Raw genomic sequence first — 18689 nt, 5'->3', positions numbered from 1 at the left:
GCTTGCAGGCGGGATTATCGCCGGTCGCTGTTGAAGCCGAGCAGCGGCACGATGGCCATGTACGCGCGCCTCGCCTCCTCGGTCATCACAAAATGCTTGTCATTGGCGGCATTCGGCATCGATGCGACACGCTGTACCTCGGCTTCATAGCGATGGTACAAGTCTTCGGCGGCCGCCGCCAATATTTTGGCCTCGTCGCGGTGGCCGGCAATCACGGCGTGACGGGCCTGGTCGGCCAGCCGCTCAATCGCTTCCGTTCGCAGGTCGCGGTCGAACGGGGCGCAGGCGATGGCCTCCCGCCAATAGCCGGCCTCCTCCGCCGCCCGGCCGAGGCCGAGGCCGCTGCTCGCCAAGGCAAGCTCGCGGTAGAGAGCGAAGCCGCTCCGTTCATAGCGGCGGCCTTCCGCGAGCAGGGCGAAGGCCTCTTCCGGCGGCAAGGTCCGCGACACCGCGATGCGAAGCTCGGTGTCGGCTGGCGTCAGCTTCAACGCCAGCAGGCCGTCGGCGTCCGCGAGCGGCTGGGCTGCGGCGTGCACAGCCGCCAGCAAGCCTGCGGCGCCCAGCGGCAGCGCCAGCAGAAGCGACGCCATGCGGTCCAGGCGAAGGGGCGGCCTTCCATGGCCCGGCTCGCCCGCGCCTGCCGCAAACGCCAGCATGGCCAGGAGGAGCATCGCGAAGAAGCCGAAGGCCATGTCGAAGTCGGCGGCGCTGTGCAGCAGGAGCACGGACGCGGCCATGGCCAGTCCCTGGTGACGGCGCCAAGCGGTATAGAGCGCCGCCGCGGCCAGCATGAGCGCGGGCGCCGTTCCGATGACGCCGACATCGAGGAGCAGATCGAAGAGGCTGCTGTGCACTTCTTTGCCGACATAGGGCTCGCTCTGGATGCGCGCGAACTGCTGCCGCCAGGCCTCTCCGCCAGCGCCGAACCATGGATGCTCCCGCCACAAGATCAGTGCGTCGCGATAGAACTGCGTCCGCGCGCCTGCGGTCGCATAATGATCCGTTAGACGCCCGGAAGCCCCCTGCGGCATCAGCAGCAGACCGAGGAACGCAGATGCCGCCGCAATCAAAAACGAGCATCCGATTCCGCGCCGCCGGGAATGCCGGAGACGGTGAAGCAGCGCTTCTCCCCCTAATGAACCGGCCCAAGCCGCAGCCACGGCCAACGGAATCATAGAGCGATCATCGGCCCACAAGGAAGCGGCGCTCGCGGCCCCGGCGAATCCCCATGCGGCCGTACGGGCGGTTAATGCGATATAAGCGCGCCGTTTTGTATGCAAAAATAACAGCCCGGCACCCCACACAAACGCGACAACCAGCCACGAACTCCGGGACTCCGTCAGCATCAGGACGGCCATGTGAGGAAGGACGGGAAGCAGCGCCGCCATACGCGCCCGGAAGCCGGAGGCGGCCTGGACAAGATAAAGCTGAAGGAGCAGAAAAGCGCCCGTTACCGCTCCGAGGGTGTTCGGATACTGGAAGAATCCGCCCAGGCGGAATCCCCAAGCGGAAATTTCGACGTTCTCGCTGGTCATAACGCCGGCTTCATAAGGAAGCCATCCGCCCAGCATCAGGAGCGCGCTCAGGCTGTTGATGGCGCCAACGACGAGGAGCGCTTGCAGTCCTTTTTTCCACGCGGAGTCAGAGCCGCTCCGGCAAAAAAACATGGATATCGCCACCGTCCACCCGGTATACATCGCATAGCGGATCATCTGCATATGGGTGCCGTGAACGCTCGCCGGATCGAGGAAGCGGACGATGCCATAGGCGATCAGGAGAACAAGCGGCAGCAGGATGGCCGCGGATAGAATGGGACGCTTCATCAGAAGGAGCGCGATAGCCCCGGCACACATCAGAACGGAGAGCACAACCGTATCTCCGTTATAGAACAGGCCGTTCAGCCACAGCGCGAGCAGCAGGATGCCTGCGGCAACCCCGGCAGCCGCCGCGGTCCATTCTCCGTTTCGTTCGCTTTTATCATTCATGCCTTCTTCTCCACCTATCACTCTATCTATCTTTATTATTGTATTGTTCTCATAATAGCAAAAGGCCAACCCTAAGGTTAGCCTGTATGATTTATGATTCTGACGTGCTTTTCCGAGGTTAAGATGGAAGCAGCGACAGGACGACTTTCGCATTGAAATAAGTGTTATTGTATATCATTAACCATCGATGCGCATCCATAATATCCAGCCCGTTATTTTCATGGTCACGGTCGATTTGCTCCAACTGGCTCCGCACGACATCGATGCCGATAAGATGCACGACTCTGTCCAGAGTAACAGTGGCAGATTCAACTAAATAAAGTCCGTAAGTGCCTGCCTGCAAGGCTGGCTGCTTTTGGTTCGGCTCGTTGATCTCATCGATTGCAAATTCAAGCTCTCCGTCTGAATCCGCAGCCCGCGCTTTCCCTTCATCGACCCAACCCAACAGCTCCGCCTCGCTCGGCATCGTGGTCTTGAGCGGAGCGAGCACGTATTTCCCTTGAGGGATCTGGGTAAAGCGAATCGTGTTGCGCGTCTCCGGGTAGGTCCCTGCAATGCCAACCTCCTCGGAGCGCCAAGCCTTGAAATTAAGCACGCCAACAGCCTTCCCGTTCCGGCCGTCATCGGCCTGGATCGTCAACGCAAACTCCTGCTCGATATTGGATGTCACGGTCAACGTATCTTCATTAATGGATGCCGTCACTCCAGTTACCGGATCTATGGTGTAATGCAATGTGTCATCATCTGCGTCCGTGAAGACCTTCATGTCCTTGAGATTGAAGGTGTATTCCTCCCCTTGAATCAGGGTCATATCCGGATGCGGCTGAAAGACGGGATCCCAGTTCGTCGAGACGTCGAAGAAGTAGGAAGCGGTGTAGCCGTTTAAGTCAGTTGCCTTTATCGTAATCCTGGTATCGCCCGTATTACCTGTATAAATTAAAGTAAAATAGCTTCTACTTGGGCTTGAAAAATCCGAGCCAAGACCAAAAAGTCCGTTACTGTCATAAAGTTCAAAAGACCCGGCTTCCCATTTTATATTACCTGAAAATAAACTACTCAGATCTATTGTCTTCGTTTGAAATAAACTGCTGTTAATTAGCTTGAAATAACTGTCCTCTTCTTCATTTATTCGAACACGCGGCGCTATCCCGCCGGAATCGACCGTAACCGTGAACTTATGTACGAGCTCGACATTTTGGGCGGTGGTCCATTTGTATTCGACGGTGGTCGTGCCGTAGGTTTTGCCTGTAATCGCATATTGGCCCAGAACCGGATCGACCGAGACTTCCGCCACCGCCGGGTCGAGGTTGACGGTCTGGACGTAGGTTGCTTCGGTGACGCTCAGCGGAGTCGGAACATATGTCGGATCCGTCTTCAATTCTACATCGTAGGAATCGATCTGCTTCGGGGGAAATACCGTTCCGGCTTCTGCAGTTCCGGGAAGAAGAAATAACATGACGCCGAATATAGCTAGTCCGCAGCAAGATAAGAAATACCGTAAGGATGATATTTTCAAATTGCTTCTCCTCTCTTCGAAAAGGATATAGTGCCGACATGTTATCTATACACTCTGCTTCTTATCCACATAAGCCGTGATCTGTTCGCGCAGGATGAAGGCGCGCAGGGAGCGGAGGGAGACTTCGTCGAGGCCTTCCAGGCTGGCTGCGTACTGCATCCCTTCGGGATGGCGGGATCGGTGCACAATCTTGAGGCGGCAGGGCAAGGTGAAGCCCAATTGAAGCTCCGCGTCGACCCTCATGCCTTCGCGCAGCGGCGCGCCCTCGCTCATCGTGAAGCCCACGCCGGTCAGGCTGATATCGACCAGGTGTAATCGGGGTTCCGCTCTGAACAGCGCTCCGGTTCTCCTGTGATGCGGCTTCGGAATGGATGAAGCCATGCTTGCGGATAATGACCCGCGGCGACTCGCGCTTGTCCGTAAACCGCTGCTGCTGCTGAGGCGGATGGATGAGCAGCAGGGAGCCCTCGTTCCGGGCGATGATTTTGGTGAAAAAGTTGACGATGCCCATTCCGGAATAGATCGTAACTTTGACTTGCTCCCCCAATTCGAAGTGTTCGAATTGCGGCAATTCAATATCGATCAAATCGCCTTCCATATAAGATAACATACCCGTTGCCACACAGCCACTGCCTTCGATCACAGTTCGGCAGTTCAACAAGGCTCCCGATAATAAACCCGGGCTGTCCATCGTGTATGCCTGATTCCCCATGTAAAAAACCTCCTCATGTCTCGTGCCAGGGTGTTATATCGGTCCAGATGCGCTTTGCAGGCGGCCTCGTGGGCAGCCTCGCCGGCAACCGTCAATTCCTGTATCCAGAGATTCAAAAATATGCATAGTCCGAATTACCTACTATACTATATCGACGGATCGGCCGTGAATATGAATAGCTTCTTATTCCGAAGGACTTAGGAACTAGGAGTCAGAACGAGGCGATTCAGTGCGGAGATCGAAAAAGAACCCTGCGGGCCGGCAAGGTTCTCGTCATTATCCTGTCTTATGTGAGATTGTGAAGACGGGCTGAAAGGCGCCGCCCGACCAACACACGCGCGGACCGGCCAAGGCCGGGTTCATTGAATCGCCTCCAGATCAGCGCGGCCGTCGGCCAGCTCCTCGCGAGGAAGGCCGCCCTGCTCCAGCGCTTCATCCGGGCATTCCGCGAGGCGTTCATAGAAGCGTACGCCCTGTCGCTTGCGCAGCTCCGCTTCCTCCGGCTGGCCCGCGGCCTGCCGCACCCAGCAGAACAGCGCATCCTCGGCTTCGGCGTAGCGGCCTTCCCGTTCAAGCCATGCCCACAGGCGCTCAAGCAGCTCGTCCGGCATCCGGTAGCCCTTCAGCTCCCGCAGCAGGCCCTCCGCCGCCTCCATGACGGGAAGCAGCCGCCGGTCGCTGCCGTGCAGCATCGCCTCGAGCAGAAGATGCAGGCTTTTGAAGGAACGCCGCACATACAGATCCTCGATGAAGGCATCATCGGGTCCCGAGCGGGCAGCGTCACTGACAGGCATCTCATGGCGTTCCGCCAGTTCCTTCTCCCGCTCCAGCTTCGCCCGTTCACGGAGCAGGATCGCGAAGGCCTGAAGCTCATCGGCATGCAGCCGCCCGTTGGTCCGGAACAGATGAATCAGATCCTCTCCGGTCAGCCGATCGGACAGCTCGCCATTGATGCGGAACCGCTCCCGCATCAGTTCGTCCCATTCGAACAGCAGCTCGGTCCGTTTTTTCTGCTGCCGCAGATTCATCGCTTTGCCGATCAGGTCGGTCATCTCCTGCACCAGCCGCAGCAAATAATCTTTTCGATACATGAATCCAACTCCTTGCCAAAGACGATAAGGTGTTGCTTAATCTTTCCGATTAGCAGCGAAAATCGTGCGCGGGAAGTGATCGAACATTTTGATATCTGTCTAATTTGCACAAAAATTACATCCAGTATAACGCACAAAGAGTGCTGTCCACAAGGGTGCAGCACTCCCGTTCTCACCAGGGCCGGTCTGTCATTCGGCCGCCTGTCATGCGTATACGTTGTCCACGAAGGAACGAATCGCGGCCGCCAGCTTCTCCGGCGCCTCCATCATGCCCATATGGCCGACCCCTTCAAGGGTGACAGGCTCGATATGGTCTCCCGCCGCGGTAAATACGTTCTCCGGCGCGACAATGCGATCCTTCTCTCCGGCCACGAGCAGCACCGGGAGCGCGGCCGCCTGCAGAACCGCCGTGCGGTCGGGCCGTTCGCGCATCGCGAGCACTGCGCCGATCGCGCCTTGGGGCGGCGTGGAATAGCCAATCTCCTTCGCCTTGTCCATAGCCTCTCCAGGGCCGGTGTCCTCGGCGAACAGCTTCGGCACGAGATCGTCCACGACCGGAACGATGCCATGCCGCTGGAGCGCTTCTACGGCGGCAAGCCGCTTCTGCTTGCCCTCCTCCGTGTCCGGCTTCCCGGTCGAGTGGATCAGCCCGAATCCCTTCAAGCGGTGCGCATGCCGCTGCGCGAACGACAGCGTAATATACCCTCCCAACGAATGGCCCAGCAGGACGAATCGGTCCAGGCCAAGCGCATCCGCCAAATGGAGCACATCGTCCGCCATCTGTTCGATCGTGTAGGGACCGACAGGCGCATCCGATTTGCCGTGGCCTCTCAGGTCCGGCGTAATGACGCGGCAGCTTCCCGCCAGCAGGGGGGCCAGATCCGCCCAGTACCGCGAGCTGCCGCAGAATCCGTGCAGCAGCACGACGGCCGGTCCCTGGCCCTGCTCCTCCATATGCATGCTGAATTGTGGATGAACCGCGATCGTTGGCATAGCTATCTCCTCTTTTCTGTCCGCGCATCATATGCACGCCGTTGTATTATGAATGCTTGTCACAAAGTGCAAAAAAAATTCAAAATTTCCTACAGATGGATTCTATGAAACGACTTTTCTACATAGATATAGAATAATATTACACCAATTGAATACCGCTGAATCAGCACCTTCTATGGCGCAGTATCTGCTCCAGTATTTGTTGTCCGGCCGCGAAAGGAGGTGATCATCATGGAAGGGTTCGAAATGTTCTTCGCCACGAGTGCGTTTGTGCTCGGCCTGGTTCAGCTCATCATTAAGCTGACGGACCGGCAGGATAAAAAATGATCCGTTCATGCCAGGAACGGATCAACATAGGGGTTGACGCGATCAGTGCCAAAGAGTCGGATGTCGGGTCCGGCTCTTTTTTCTGTATCCGACCCTGCCGAACGGGATACCTCCCCAGGCCCACGACATCATTCATATGGGGAAAATACCTTTTTTATTCCTTATGATTCCCTGGAAAAGATTGCATAATGGCATCCGCCACTTCATGCGCCATCTTCATCACGAAGCGGAGAGAAGTTGTCTGCAGGGTCCAGTACGGCTTCGGCCCGTTCGTATTGACGACCGCGGCGATGCTGTAACGGCCTACGGGAGGGAGCGCCATGCCAACTGATTCCGCGGGAAGCAGCGGCTGATTGCCGACCAGATAATAGCCTACCGTCGAAGGATGGCCAAGGCAGGCGTCGATCGCAATGGTGAGGAGATTATCCGGCAATCCGGCGAGCCTCGCCTCCAGATTGGACGAATCGCAAGGCTCGTCCAGGCAGCCGTTCACATTCGTCCATCCGCTCTCACGCAGCCTGGTTCCCACCAGCGGGCCAAGCGCGTCCCCCGTGGAACGGTCAGTTCCGATTCAGATGAACGTGACCGGCTCGGACGGATGCGCCGCAGCCACCGATTGCAAAAAACCGGACAGCTGCGCTCCCGCCATCTTCTGCCGCCTCTCCGCGGACCGGGGATCCAGGGGCGGAAATAAATTGAGCTGCATCGGTTGCGTACTCCTTTTCATCTTCATGATGCCTTATTGTACTTCACATTTCCTGCCATGCCAAGCCTGTCCCGCAGGCCAGCTGGCGCGGAGCGCATCCCGGGAGTTCGTTCAGTTTCCACCGCATTCGTGATACAATACGAGCAGGTTGTTCACAACCGTTCGAGGAGGAATAGCATGATTACCAATGAAAAAACGCAGCAGAACGTGGAATTGATGATTGAGGCGATCAAGGGGCGCTTGAAGATGGCGACGGCAGCCGCGATGCAGCCCTCCGCCTTCTCCGTGGAGCAATATGACGATATTAAGGATGTATACGACATCGTCATGAGCAAATCATCGTACAGCATTAGCGAAATGGAAGCGCTCGTCTCCGAGCTCGGCCGCCTGCGCCGGGGCTGAGTTCCTGCTCTTGACCGGGCCGGCAGGTCCGGCAGCCGGTCAAGGGCGGGATTGGACGTCTATACTGTGCGAAGCAGCTCGGCCAGACCTGACAACCGCTCGGGATCGATCGGCGACAGTGACCGCGTTCCCTGCCTTACGTTCGATCCGAAATGGACATGGCGGACGCCCGTCTCCTGAATGAATCCGCCGACCGACTCCACCGTAAGCCCGCTGCCGGCCAGAATCGACAGCGAGGAGCCTTCCGCGCGCCGGACCATCTCGGCGATTACATCGGTCGCCTGCAAGGCGCTCGGCTGTCCTCCCGAGGTCAGTACGCTCGTAATCTGAGGATACCCGAGCAGCACATCGAGCGCTTCATAGATGTCCCTCGTCTCGTCCACGGCCCGATGGAAGGTCATCGGCAGGCCGTCGGCGGCCTCCAGCACCTGCTCGAGAGCTGCCTTGTCTATCGTTCCTTCCGGCGTCAAGGCGCCGAATACGATCGCGTTCGCTCCGGTAGAACGGATGAGCCGCACATCGGCCACAATCGTTCGCATATCATCCGCATCATACATAAAAGATCGGCTGTGCGGCCGGATCATGACGTTGACCGGAATGTCCACCGCCTCCACCGCCTCATGCACAAGTCCGAGGCTCGGCGTCAGCCCGCCTTCGGTAATGGCGGTAATCAACTCGATTCGATCCGCCCCGTTCCGGGCCGCTGTCACCACCTCTTCCCGTGTCGTCCCTATCACTTCCAGCAGCACTTGCTTCATCTCCATCACCCTGCCTCTCTCCATGTTGCGTTCCCGCCTTCAGTTGCAGCCGCTTACGTTCCCGGCTTCAGCACGAAGACGGTCCGTCGTTCCCCGACCTGCCGGCCGTTGTCATTGAGAATCACCGCCGGTATCCGGCTGCGAAGACGCTCTACCGTCTCCCGGCGCTCGTACCCGATCTGCTCCAGAATGGAGGCAGTCATCAACGCCCACTCTTCATCTGATCCGTCGGCGATCTTGAAGGCGAAGCCGAGCCGCTCCTTGGTCAGCGCGAAGGCGAAGATCCCTTTGAACCCGCCCTTGGCGATGATGTTGTCATCCTCCATCAGCAGCGAGTCGACCCGGTCCGTGCCCCCGACCAGGAACGGATAGCGCTGCATCGCGCGGCGAACGCGCGCCGCGGCTTCCCTCGTGGGCGCGTCTCCGATCAGATCAGGACAGGCCAGCTTAAGGTAGGCGGTCGCCAGACCGGTCAGCGGAATGCCGTATACCGGGAATCCGCATCCGTCCGTGCCTTGAATCATTGCCTCCTGCGGCACTTCCGACATGTAGCTGATCATGTCTCTCATCTGGCGCTGGGCCGGATGCGCGGGATCGGCATACGATGCCATGTCCATGCCGGCCATCTTGCTCCAGGCCAACACGCCGAAATGCTTGCCCGCGCAATTGTGGTACATGCGCCGCCGGTCTCCGCCCTGGCGAAGCAGCGCTTCTCTTGATTCCTCATGGAGCGGCAGAGAAGGACTGCAGATCAGCTCCTCGTCGCGAAGCTCGCAATGCTCCATCACATGCTCTAACGTATCGACATGGGCCGCTTCTCCCCGGTGCGAGGCAGTCATTAGCGCCAAGTCCCGATCCTCAAGCTGGAAATGATCCAGCATTCCGCTTCGCACGACCGGAATCGCCTGCAGCGGCTTGGCTGCCGAACGGAGAAACATCGGCCGGGCCGTGTCCCCTACAGCATAACGGATGCGGCCATGTTCGTCCATGCCGCATATCGCGCCCCGATGCTCGCATTCCAGCCAGCCGTTGCGCGTTTCTTCTATCAGTCGTTCATTCATCATCGGTCTTCCTTTCCTCGTAGCCACTTCCTAAATTATATCCCTTTCCGAAGCCGCTGCCTATCGGTCTATTTGCATTCGATAGAAGCTTTGTGATATTCATATAATGGGGCTCTTTCCTGTATTCGGTCTATTTATATTCACACAGCCTCAGGCGAGAGCATGTGTTCACCCGCCTGTGTGCCGCTTAAGGAGAAATCATGACAGCGATGAATCATCAATCCAGCAACAAACCGGCCGCCCCCTCCCCGAAAGAAACGGCGATGTTCACATTAAGCCTATTATGGGGCGGCCTTGCCGTTCTGATTCTGATCGTACTGCTTTTTGTGCTGATTCGGGGAGTACTCGCGGACAACTTTCAACAATTTGACGCCGCCGTCACGGATACGGTGCGGCTCGCCGCATCGCCGGGGCTGACCAAGGCCGTAGCCTTGTTCACCGATCTCGCTTCCAGCCACGGCATTATCCCCATCTCGCTGCTGTGCGCAGGCATTTGCGCCTGGGGATTCAAGCGGCGCTGGGATGCGCTCGGCTTGCTGGCCGCGCTTGGCGGCAGCTACACGCTGAACCTGATCATCAAAAACCTGATTCAGCGCGCCAGACCGTCATGGGAGCACTGGGTGGTCGAATCCGGATACAGCTTCCCGAGCGGCCATTCCATGGCTTCGATCGCGTTCTATGGCATGCTTGGCTATCTCCTCTGGCTGCATCGCAAGGAACGGGGGCGGCCTGCCGCCTATATTCTCGTCCTGACCGGGCTGCTCATCCTGGCCATCGGCTTGAGCCGGATTTATCTGGGCGTGCATTATGCTACGGATGTGATCGCCGGCTTCTGCGCAGGAGGCGTCTGGCTTACCACCTGCATTTACGCGCTGCAATGGATCCACCGCAAGCGCCGTGCGTAATTGGGGGATCAAATTTCGGCACAGCCTGTTTCAAAAGCGGTAAATTGGTGTAATCGTATGGTAGATAGCAACGAATGACGTACAAGGAGATGATGATAGTGAGTGAAAATAATAACAATTCCAACGGATTTTTGAAAGGCGCCATCGTCGGCGGCATTATCGGCGCGGCGGCTGCCCTGCTGCTGGCACCGAAGTCGGGCCGCGAATTGCGTTCCGATCTGTGCGACACGGCGCAGAAGGTGGGCGAGAAGACGAAGGATATCGCCTGTGATCTCGGCACGAAGACCGCCGATGCCGTCAAGTCGGTCGGCAGCAAGGCCGAAGCGGTCGTGCACAGCATGAAGGATGCGTCCCAGCAGGTGGCGGCTACCGTGAAGGACGCCGCATCCGAAGCGACGGCGCAGTTGAAGGAAGCTTCTTCCGATGTGGCGGATGAAGTGGCGAGTCAGCTGAACTCGAACTGACGGGAGGAATGGGAATGACGCCGATACCTCCCGTCTCTGCTCAGGCCGAAGCCGTGCGCAAATTATTTTTGCGGCACGGCTTCACCGGCATTCAGTGCAGCGAGCAGGAAGTCTTCGTGCTGGGGCTGGTGAACGAGGCGCTTGATACAGCAAGGGCAAGCCATATGTTCACCGTTCCGGCTGTCAAGCTGGCGAACGGAGCGTTGCAGGTCGAAGCCGGCTTGGCGGGCTTCTCGAGCAACGCGCCTGTGCCGGAAGCGATACAGGCAAGAGCGTGGACGATCCTGTCGAAGCTGTGCGCCCAGCTCGAGCGCAAGCTCAGCGTTCCCGGCGTGGAGCCCCCCGCTTCCGATGCGGAACTGCTCCATGCCATCGCTCCGTGCGAAGCGGAGCTGAGACAGGTTCAAGCCATGACGGACCGAGTGTTATGGGGATGACCCGAATCATCGAGAAGAGCAACCATCGAAGCACGCCCTGGAGGCGTGCTTCGTTCTGTCCGCGGCATAAGGCGCAGGACAGCTATCCGTCATAGCGGGAGGATAGAATATGCCGGAGCTTGTCCGTGGCCCTGCGTTGAATCCGGGAGACGCTCATCTGGGATACCCCGAGCCGTTCGGCGGCCGCGCGCTGGGACAGCCCTTCCTCGAAGACCAGGGCAAGCACCTGCCGCTCTTCCGCTTTAAGCGCTGCCATCGCATCGCTCAGATCCATCCGCCGCTCGACGGCTTCGTAATCGTCGCTGTCCGAGCTGATCAGCTCCCCCAGCGTCGCCGCGCTCTCTTCCTGCGACAATGGCGTGTCCAGCGACACATAGTGATAGCATTCCCGGCCCGCCAATACTTCGACGGTCTCCTCCACGGATAATTCCAGCCGCTCCGCAATCTCCTCCACGTTCGGCGAACGTTCCAGCTGAACGGTCAATTCGTCGATCGTCTGCTGAATGAGAGCGCCCTTCTCCTTGATTCGCCGCGGCACTTGAATATACCACGACTTGTCCCGGAGAAAATTTTTCATATGACCGATCATGCTCTTCATCGCATAAGCTTCGAAGGGCACGCCCAAGGAGCTGTCGAACTGCTGGAGCAAGCGAATCAATGCCATATTGCCGACCTGCATCAGGTCTTCGTACAAATCGGGACGGTTGCGCGAAATTTTGCCGGCGGCCATCTTGACCATGGGCTCGTACTTTTGGATGAGGATCGTGGCGATATCGTTGTCTTGCGTCTTCTGATAAGCGCTGATGAGCTGAACCGCATCTTCGGCTGTTCCATGCCGGGAGGGGGCGCTCATACCAGTTCTCCGCTTTTCAAAAGTCGCTTGCGCATTTTGACAACGGTGCCTCGTCCCTCCGTGCTCATCACTTCCACATCATCCATCAGCGCCTGCATCAGGTAGAACCCGAGCCCCCCGGCTTCTACCTCGTCCAGGCTCTTGTCATGCCACCCGCGCAAGCCGCTCGTCTTGCTGTCCGCATCGAAGCTGCCGCCCTCGTCCTTGACCATGATGCCAATCTCGTCAGGCCCCTCCTCGAAAATGATTTCGACCATCCCTTGCGTCGTGCGGTAAGCATATAGTACCGCGTTGTTGCAGGCCTCGGAGATGGCGACCTTCATATCCTCGATGTCCTCGTAAGAGAAGCCGATTCGGCTTGCAATGCCGTACAGCGTCAGACGGGCCAGATCGACATAAGCCGCTTGCGCAGGCAGAATTAATTTGATTTGCTTCCGATCTCTGTCATTTGCCATAAGTCATTCCCTTTCATATTTCCATAAATTTAGGCGTTCGGTGTCAAAAACTTGGAGATCCCCGTCATATGGAACAGCTTCTGAATCTGCTGCGGCACGTGAACGATACGGAACTGCGCTTGCTGCTCCTTCCGAAGCTTCAGCACGGAGATGAGAATTCCGATTCCGGTGCTGTCGATATAAGTGAGCTTCTCCAAATCGAGCGTCAAATCCAGTGCCGGGTCATTGACTATCGGCTCCAGCAGGCTGCGGAACTCCCCCGCGGCTGCCAGGTCCAGATCCCCTTGCAAGCGCGCTGTCACTTGATGTTCCTCTTGCTGCGTCGTTACTTTGAATTTGTTGCCGTTCATAGCTTCCTCTCCTAACTCACGACTTCTAGGTTCTATCCTTATGCCCTCACTGTAACCTAAATAACCGAAATGCGCGGGCCCGAAACATCGAAACGAATCCTATTGCTCCTCGCATGTCCCCAGCCATACATGGAACACGAACAACGCCCCTTCCTCTACCGGAACGGTGCGGATATCTCCCTTCATCATGTGGACGAGCGATTGGCAGATCGCCAGCCCGAGGCCGCTCCCGCCATATTTGCGGTTCATCGAGGAATCCAGTTGGGAGAACGGCTGAAACAGCCTGTCCATTTTAGCCTCGGGAATGCCGACGCCCGAATCCTTCACTTCAAATTGGACCTTCACCCGTTCCTGGTCCTCCTCTTGCCGCCGCTCCGGCAGAAGGGAAATGCGGATCTCGACCTCGCCGCGGTCCGTGAATTTGACGGCGTTCCCGACCAGGTTGACGAGAATCTGCCGCAGCCAGAACATGTCGCCGTAGAGACAATTCGGCACGTCGGGCGCAATCGTGTACGTCAGCTTCAGATCGCGCTTGCTCGCTTCCGGCGTGAACAGCTCATACACTTCCGAGACGAGCGATTGGCAGTCAAACGGGAATTCGTCCAGCTCCAGCTTGCCCGACTCCATCTTCGTGAAGTCGAGGATGTTGTTGATCGTCCGAATGAGCGCATCCGCGCTCTTCCGGATCATCTCGGCATAATTCCCCTGCTCGGGAGTGAGCTCGGTATCCATCAGCAGATCGACCATCCCGAGCACTCCGTTCATCGGGGTGCGGATCTCATGGCTCATCATCGCCAGGAACTGCGTGCGGGCGAGAGCGGCGCGTTCGGCGGCCTCCTTGGCCGCAGCCAGCTCGCGGTTCATCCGCTCCAGCTCCTGCGTCTTCTGGTGAAGGAGCATCTTCTGCGATTGGAGGCGCTTCTGCGCCAGGAACATGCCGACGAAGCTGTGAATTTTGGATTTGAGAATATGGGGGACGAACGGCTTGATCATGTAATCCACCCCGCCGGCCGAATAGCCGGCAAAGAGATGCTCGGTCTCTTTGTAATTGGCGGATACGAAAATGATCGGGATGTTTTTCGTCTTTTCCCGCGCTTTAATCCACTTGGCGGTCTCGATGCCGTCCATGCCGGGCATTTGAACGTCGAGGACGATGACCGCGAATTCGCTCTTCATCAGATGGCGCAAGGCTTCCTCGCCCGACGTCGCCTTGACGAGCCGGTAGCTTTCTTCCGACAGGACCGCCTCCAGCGCCAGCAAATTTTCAGGCCGGTCATCGACCAGCAGTATATTTATCGGTTCCAAGGCAGCCATCCGTATACCTCCTACCGTATTTTGCGATAAATCTTCTCGTTCCGGCCCATCTCCTCATAGCACGCTTCATGCACTGTAAAATGCAGCGATTCCTTGGCGCCGACAATGAGCACGCCCAGCGGGGCGAGACTCTCGTAGAACAGCTCATGCACCCGATTGCGCAGCGGTTCGTTGAAATAGATCATGACATTGCGGCAGAGAATGACATTGAACTCGTTGAAGGAACGGTCCGTCGCCAGATTATGCTCGGCAAAAATAATGTTTTTGCGTAAATAGGGATGAATGACGACTCCTTCTCCGGAAGCGGTGTAATATTCGGAGAAGGAACGGGTGCCGCCCGCTTCCATATAGTTTTTGGTGTACAATTTCATTTTGTCCAAGGGACAGATGCCTTCCTTGGCGATGCGCAGCGAACGCGAATTCATATCGGTCGCATACAGCCTCGTCTTCTCGTACAGCCCTTCCTCGTGAAGAAGGATGGCCATCGAGTAGACCTCCTCCCCCGTCGAGCAGCCGGCATGCCAGATGCGGATGTACGGATAGGTTCGAAGCAGAGGGACGACGGTGCGGCGGAATGCGCCGAACATCTGGGGATCGCGGAACATCTCCGTCACCGGAATGGACAGGCTGTGCACGAGCCGCTGCAGGCTGTCCCGGTTATGAAGCACGCGGCTTTGCAATTCGGAGATCGTCTCCGCCTGCTCGGCATATACTTGATGCCAGATCCGCCGCTGGAGAGAAGGAAAGGCATACTCCCGAAAATCGTAACCATAGACCCGATAAATTCCTTCCAGGAGCAGCTCGATTTCTACTCTCTCCCGATCCGAATCCTGGGGGCGCCGTCCCTCGCGGTTCCCTTCGGTTTCTCTGCCTCTCATCTCCATCCCCTGCTCCTTCATGTCTGTGTCATCTTGAAAAGATAATTCCGTCTACTTGTACAGCCAGACCCGCATCAGCGACAGCAGTTGATCCTTCTGGAACGGCTTGCTCACATAGTCGGAAGCCCCGGCTTCAATGCATTTATTGCGATCTTCCTTCATCGCCTTGGCGGTCAGGGCAATGATCGGGAGCTTCTCGAACGCAGGCATCTCCCGAATGAGGCGCATCGCCTCGTAGCCGTCCATTTCCGGCATCATCATGTCCATCAGGACCAGGTCGAAATGCTCCGGATCCGCGGTCAACGCCTCGATGGCTTCTTTGCCATTCTCCGCGTAGACGATGTCCATATCGTACTGTTCCAGCACGCTGGACAGGGCGAACACGTTGCGCACATCGTCATCGACGAGCAGGATGCGCTTGCCTGCCAGCAGCTGATCGTTCGATGCGTGCCCGCTCGCATGCGCCCCCGCTTCCTCTTCTCCCGGCCGGTTCAGCAGCAGCATCGTCTCCTGCAGAAGCCGCTCCGGCGACTTCACATCTTTGATGATGATGCTCCGCGCGCGCTTCTTCAGCTCCAGCTCTTCCTTCTTGTCGAGCAGCTTGCCCGTGTAGACAATGACCGGAACCTTGCGCAACTCCTCATGAGCGCCCATGCTGTCCAGCAGCTCGAATCCGTTCATGTCAGGCAGCAGCAGATCCAGCACGAGGCCGTCGTACTTCGTGTCAGCCAGCGACTTCAGCGCCTCCGTGCCGGTCGAGACGGCATGCACTTCGACATCGGCCCCCTCGATGAGCGCGATCAGCGACTGCCGCTGCGGGCCGTCGTCTTCCACGATGAGCAGCTTCTTCCGTTCCAGCGGCCATACCCGCTCCCGCTTCTGCTCCGCGGCCGCGGCGGCCTCATGCCTCACCGCGTTGTCCCACTCCCGGTGCCACGTCTTCCATGTGCGATCGGGCGAAGCCGCCGTCTCATCGTCCCGCTGCTCCGCTTCCGGATGCGCTTCGGATGATCCTGCAGCTGGAGATGATCCTGCCGCTGCGGATGATTCCGCCGCCGCAGACGCCATCGCCTTCTCGTTCCAATGCTCGATGAGGCGGACGCTGCCCTCCGCCGCTTCCGGCTGCCTGGTCGCTTGCACCGGCAAATAGAAGGTGAAGGTGCTGCCCTCCTCCTCCTTGCTCTCCACCGCAAGCGCCCCGCCGAGCAGACGGGCCAGTTCCCGGCTGATGGACAGCCCCAGCCCGGCTCCGCCGTACTTCCGGCTGGTCGTGCCGTCGAGCTGCTGGAACGCTTCGAAGATCAGATCCTGCTTCTCCTTCGGAATTCCGATTCCGGTATCGCTCACCCGCAGCGCGAAGAAAGGCATCCCCTCCTTGCGGAGAAGGGCCGGGATCTCCTCCTCCTCCGCCATGCCGATATGGAAGGCGACGCTTCCGCGGTTCGTGAATTTGACCGCATTGGACATCAGGTTGCGGATGATCTGCATGACCCGGTGACCGTCTGTCACCAGACTGTCCGGCACGTTCTCATCCATATGGACATCAAGCCGGAGGCCTTTTTGCGAAGCGATCTCGGAGAAGCTGTCGCGGATATAAGCGGTCAGCTCCGACAAATGCACCTTTTCATAGTTCAACTGCATTTTGCCCGCGTCGACTTTGGACAAGTCCAAGATCTCGTCAATCATTTTCAACAGATCCGATCCGGACCTATGAATCGTGCGCGCATACTCGATCTGCTTCTGCTGCAGATTGCCTTCCTTGTTCTCGGAGAGCAATTGGGACAGAACGAGCAGGCTGTTGAGCGGCGTCCGCAATTCATGCGACATGTTCGCCAGGAATTCCGATTTGTACTTGGAAGCGAGCGCAAGCTGAAGCGCCTGGCGTTCCAATTCCTTGCGGGCGCTCTCCAGCTCCTCGTTCTTCTCCTGGGTGGCCAGCATCTGCTCTTCCAGCGCGCGCGTCTTCGCGATCAGCTCCGTATTGTAATGCTCCAGCTCCTCCTGCTGACGCTGCAGCATCTCCTCCGATCGCTTCAACGCCTCGGTCTGGGCCTCCAGATGCTCGTTCGAGCGCCGCATCTCTTCTTGCTGCGTCAGCAGCTCCTCGGACTGGCACTGCAGTTCCTCCGTCAGCGCCTGCGATTCACGCAGCAATTCCTCGACCCTTAACCGTCCGGAAATCGTGTGGATGATGACGCCCAGCTTGTCCGCCAGCTGCTCCATGAGCTGCTGCTCCTTCCTCGACAGCGGCGACACAGATGCCAGCTCCAGCACGGCGATAACCGTAGATTCGAAAATGATTGGATAGACAATGAGCTCCATCGGCTCCGTATCGCATATCCCGCTCTGGATGCGCAGCGAACTGTTTTTCAAATCATGAATATAGATCGGCTCCTCGTCTTGCGCGCACTGTCCGACCAAGCCTTCGCCGACGCGGAAGCCCGTCTCGGCCTGGAGGCCGCCGGCGGCCGCATAAGCGCCGCACAGATGAAGCCAATCCGGGTTCTTCAGGTCATCCCGGATATAGAGCGCCCCGTATTGCGCGCCGAGCGTCGGCACGAACTCGCTCACGAACGTCTCCCCGACCTGGTTCAAGGTCGTCACGCCGTTCCACAGCTCCGTCACGCGGGCGACATTGGCGTCCATCCAGGCTTGCTCCTCCTGAACCAGCCGGAATTGCTCCTCGCTCCGCTTCCGTCTCTCGACATCCTCGGCCATCTGCTTGAAGACATGAATGACTTCCCCGATCTCGTCATTCGTATGCGGCTCCAGCTTCTGAATGACGCGCATCCGTCCGCGGGCCAGACTCCGAATCATGACCGACATCGTATTGAGATTGCGCGTGACGCTCGGAATGACCCACAGCATGACCGCTGCGGTCACGACAATTCCGAGCAGCATAATGACCGCCGTCCACGTCAGGGCCGCTTCATACGTCTCGGTCGCGGCCGTCACCTGATCTTCCATGACCGCTTCATGGTAGCGGGCCAGATCGCCCAGGCTGTTCAGCAAATCGTTCTGATAATCAAGCCCGTATTCATTGCGGAGCTGGTTGGCTTGCTCATACTCATTCTCCATGCTCAGCCGAATCGCATCGGTCACGAATTGGTCGTAGCGGCCCCAATCGTGAAGCGACGCCTCCACCATCTGCTTCTCCTCGGCTTTGGCCGCTTTCCGGGTCAGCTCTTCCAGAGAACGGTTGATCCGCTCCTTGTAGCCGTCGACCTTATCCAGCACTTCTCTGCCGGTCTGATCCGCTTTGTCCGGATTGAGCAGCTCAGTCACCAGATCACGGGCGATCGCATTGGCATCGTCCCGCGTCGTCAGCGCCAGCTCAACCTTCTGGAAGCTGTCCCGGTAGAAATGATCCAAGTCCTGCTTCAGGCCGCCCATCCGGGCAAACGAATACCAGCCCAGCGCGAGAATGATGATCATCAACATGACATAACCGATGATGAGCTTCGTTCGCAGCTTCAACGCAT

17 protein-coding genes and 2 pseudogenes are annotated in these 18689 nt (G+C 58.0%); 5 read left to right on the top strand and 14 right to left on the bottom strand.

The annotated features are described in order from the left end of the window. Positions 1-14: 14 nt before the first annotated feature. The 3 genes from OCY70_RS01340 to OCY70_RS01330 all read right to left on the bottom strand — a co-directional run bounded on the left by OCY70_RS01340 (position 15) and on the right by OCY70_RS01330 (position 3882). Positions 15-1985 carry an O-antigen ligase family protein gene (locus OCY70_RS01340; RefSeq protein ID WP_213428079.1) on the bottom strand — a complete coding sequence of 657 codons (1971 nt, stop codon included), beginning with the start codon at positions 1983-1985 and terminating at the stop codon, positions 15-17. Between the two features lie 118 nt (positions 1986-2103). Then, complete coding sequence (locus OCY70_RS01335) at positions 2104-3501, bottom strand: glycerol-3-phosphate responsive antiterminator (protein ID WP_261944530.1); 1398 nt, start codon at positions 3499-3501, stop codon at positions 2104-2106. Positions 3502-3546: 45 nt separating this feature from the next. Continuing rightward, on the bottom strand, positions 3547-3882 hold the full coding sequence (locus OCY70_RS01330; RefSeq protein WP_249725018.1) for a PilZ domain-containing protein: 336 nt from the start codon (positions 3880-3882) through the stop codon (positions 3547-3549). Here OCY70_RS01330 and OCY70_RS01325 point away from each other — a divergent pair. Beyond that, positions 3869-4108 (top strand): hypothetical protein, encoded by a 240-nt coding sequence (locus OCY70_RS01325; RefSeq protein WP_249725022.1) that lies wholly within the window; start codon positions 3869-3871, stop codon positions 4106-4108. The genes OCY70_RS01330 and OCY70_RS01325 overlap by 14 nt on opposite strands. 464 nt (positions 4109-4572) lie before the next feature. Here OCY70_RS01325 and OCY70_RS01320 read toward each other — a convergent pair whose 3' ends face one another. From OCY70_RS01320 to yyaC, 3 genes and pseudogenes are all read right to left on the bottom strand, one after another. Continuing rightward, positions 4573-5304 (bottom strand): DUF6483 family protein, encoded by a 732-nt coding sequence (locus OCY70_RS01320; RefSeq protein ID WP_213428080.1) that lies wholly within the window; start codon positions 5302-5304, stop codon positions 4573-4575. A gap of 204 nt (positions 5305-5508) precedes the next feature. Then, a complete protein-coding gene (locus tag OCY70_RS01315; protein WP_213428081.1) occupies positions 5509-6297 on the bottom strand; it encodes an alpha/beta fold hydrolase in 789 nt (262 codons plus the stop codon). A 481-nt stretch (positions 6298-6778) separates the two neighbouring features. After that, a pseudogene (gene yyaC, locus OCY70_RS01310) lies at positions 6779-7330 on the bottom strand (spore protease YyaC). Positions 7331-7507: 177 nt separating this feature from the next. On the opposite strand from yyaC, the gene OCY70_RS01305 reads away from it, so the two are divergent. Beyond that, on the top strand, positions 7508-7732 hold the full coding sequence (locus tag OCY70_RS01305; RefSeq protein ID WP_087440702.1) for a DUF1128 domain-containing protein: 225 nt from the start codon (positions 7508-7510) through the stop codon (positions 7730-7732). A 59-nt stretch (positions 7733-7791) separates the two neighbouring features. Here OCY70_RS01305 and OCY70_RS01300 read toward each other — a convergent pair whose 3' ends face one another. Continuing rightward, a complete protein-coding gene (locus OCY70_RS01300) occupies positions 7792-8514 on the bottom strand; it encodes a copper homeostasis protein CutC (protein WP_249725025.1) in 723 nt (240 codons plus the stop codon). A gap of 29 nt (positions 8515-8543) precedes the next feature. Continuing rightward, complete coding sequence (locus tag OCY70_RS01295) at positions 8544-9554, bottom strand: asparaginase (protein ID WP_261944528.1); 1011 nt, start codon at positions 9552-9554, stop codon at positions 8544-8546. Between the two features lie 197 nt (positions 9555-9751). On the opposite strand from OCY70_RS01295, the gene OCY70_RS01290 reads away from it, so the two are divergent. The 3 genes from OCY70_RS01290 to OCY70_RS01280 all read left to right on the top strand — a co-directional run bounded on the left by OCY70_RS01290 (position 9752) and on the right by OCY70_RS01280 (position 11357). Further along, complete coding sequence (locus OCY70_RS01290; RefSeq protein WP_249725028.1) at positions 9752-10456, top strand: phosphatase PAP2 family protein; 705 nt, start codon at positions 9752-9754, stop codon at positions 10454-10456. A gap of 92 nt (positions 10457-10548) precedes the next feature. Then, on the top strand, positions 10549-10920 hold the full coding sequence (locus tag OCY70_RS01285) for a YtxH domain-containing protein (protein ID WP_238535343.1): 372 nt from the start codon (positions 10549-10551) through the stop codon (positions 10918-10920). Positions 10921-10934: 14 nt separating this feature from the next. Further along, complete coding sequence (locus tag OCY70_RS01280; protein ID WP_213428083.1) at positions 10935-11357, top strand: hypothetical protein; 423 nt, start codon at positions 10935-10937, stop codon at positions 11355-11357. 82 nt (positions 11358-11439) lie between these two features. On the opposite strand, the gene OCY70_RS01275 is transcribed toward OCY70_RS01280, so the two are convergent. The 6 genes and pseudogenes from OCY70_RS01275 to OCY70_RS01250 form a co-directional block, all read right to left on the bottom strand. After that, complete coding sequence (locus tag OCY70_RS01275; RefSeq protein WP_213428084.1) at positions 11440-12210, bottom strand: sigma-70 family RNA polymerase sigma factor; 771 nt, start codon at positions 12208-12210, stop codon at positions 11440-11442. Then, positions 12207-12665, bottom strand: coding sequence for an anti-sigma B factor RsbW (gene rsbW, locus OCY70_RS01270; protein ID WP_213428085.1), 459 nt, complete (start codon positions 12663-12665; stop codon positions 12207-12209). The genes OCY70_RS01275 and rsbW overlap by 4 nt, the downstream gene beginning before the upstream one ends. Before the next feature lie 29 nt (positions 12666-12694). After that, complete coding sequence (locus OCY70_RS01265) at positions 12695-13015, bottom strand: STAS domain-containing protein (protein WP_213428086.1); 321 nt, start codon at positions 13013-13015, stop codon at positions 12695-12697. 105 nt (positions 13016-13120) lie between these two features. Continuing rightward, positions 13121-14329 (bottom strand): annotated as a pseudogene (locus tag OCY70_RS01260) (ATP-binding protein); the annotation flags it as partial. An 11-nt stretch (positions 14330-14340) separates the two neighbouring features. Then, positions 14341-15228 carry a CheR family methyltransferase gene (locus OCY70_RS01255; protein ID WP_390955127.1) on the bottom strand — a complete coding sequence of 296 codons (888 nt, stop codon included), beginning with the start codon at positions 15226-15228 and terminating at the stop codon, positions 14341-14343. Positions 15229-15258: 30 nt separating this feature from the next. After that, a complete protein-coding gene (locus tag OCY70_RS01250) occupies positions 15259-18684 on the bottom strand; it encodes a response regulator (protein WP_213428089.1) in 3426 nt (1141 codons plus the stop codon). Between the last annotated feature and the right edge of the window lie 5 nt (positions 18685-18689).

The organism is Paenibacillus melissococcoides (genome assembly GCA_944800085.1).
Lineage (GTDB): Bacteria > Bacillota > Bacilli > Paenibacillales > Paenibacillaceae > Paenibacillus_B > Paenibacillus_B melissococcoides.
Note: the sequence above shows the minus strand (reverse complement) of the source record. Positions and strands in the feature narration are given on the sequence as shown.

Excerpts from the sequence above, each read along its gene's own strand:
- OCY70_RS01305 (WP_087440702.1), top strand. The coding sequence starts at position 7,508 with ATGATTACCAATGAAAAAACGCAGCAGAACGTGGAATTGATGATTGAG.
- OCY70_RS01300 (WP_249725025.1), bottom strand. The coding sequence starts at position 8,514 with ATGGAGAGAGGCAGGGTGATGGAGATGAAGCAAGTGCTGCTGGAAGTG.
- OCY70_RS01280 (WP_213428083.1), top strand. The coding sequence starts at position 10,935 with ATGACGCCGATACCTCCCGTCTCTGCTCAGGCCGAAGCCGTGCGCAAA.
- OCY70_RS01325 (WP_249725022.1), top strand. The coding sequence starts at position 3,869 with ATGGATGAAGCCATGCTTGCGGATAATGACCCGCGGCGACTCGCGCTT.
- OCY70_RS01340 (WP_213428079.1), bottom strand. The coding sequence starts at position 1,985 with ATGAATGATAAAAGCGAACGAAACGGAGAATGGACCGCGGCGGCTGCC.
- OCY70_RS01320 (WP_213428080.1), bottom strand. The coding sequence starts at position 5,304 with ATGTATCGAAAAGATTATTTGCTGCGGCTGGTGCAGGAGATGACCGAC.
- OCY70_RS01265 (WP_213428086.1), bottom strand. The coding sequence starts at position 13,015 with ATGAACGGCAACAAATTCAAAGTAACGACGCAGCAAGAGGAACATCAA.
- OCY70_RS01315 (WP_213428081.1), bottom strand. The coding sequence starts at position 6,297 with ATGCCAACGATCGCGGTTCATCCACAATTCAGCATGCATATGGAGGAG.
- OCY70_RS01290 (WP_249725028.1), top strand. The coding sequence starts at position 9,752 with ATGACAGCGATGAATCATCAATCCAGCAACAAACCGGCCGCCCCCTCC.
- OCY70_RS01275 (WP_213428084.1), bottom strand. The coding sequence starts at position 12,210 with ATGAGCGCCCCCTCCCGGCATGGAACAGCCGAAGATGCGGTTCAGCTC.
- OCY70_RS01255 (WP_390955127.1), bottom strand. The coding sequence starts at position 15,228 with ATGAAGGAGCAGGGGATGGAGATGAGAGGCAGAGAAACCGAAGGGAAC.
- rsbW (WP_213428085.1), bottom strand. The coding sequence starts at position 12,665 with ATGGCAAATGACAGAGATCGGAAGCAAATCAAATTAATTCTGCCTGCG.
- OCY70_RS01285 (WP_238535343.1), top strand. The coding sequence starts at position 10,549 with ATGATAGTGAGTGAAAATAATAACAATTCCAACGGATTTTTGAAAGGC.
- OCY70_RS01295 (WP_261944528.1), bottom strand. The coding sequence starts at position 9,554 with ATGATGAATGAACGACTGATAGAAGAAACGCGCAACGGCTGGCTGGAA.
- OCY70_RS01330 (WP_249725018.1), bottom strand. The coding sequence starts at position 3,882 with ATGGCTTCATCCATTCCGAAGCCGCATCACAGGAGAACCGGAGCGCTG.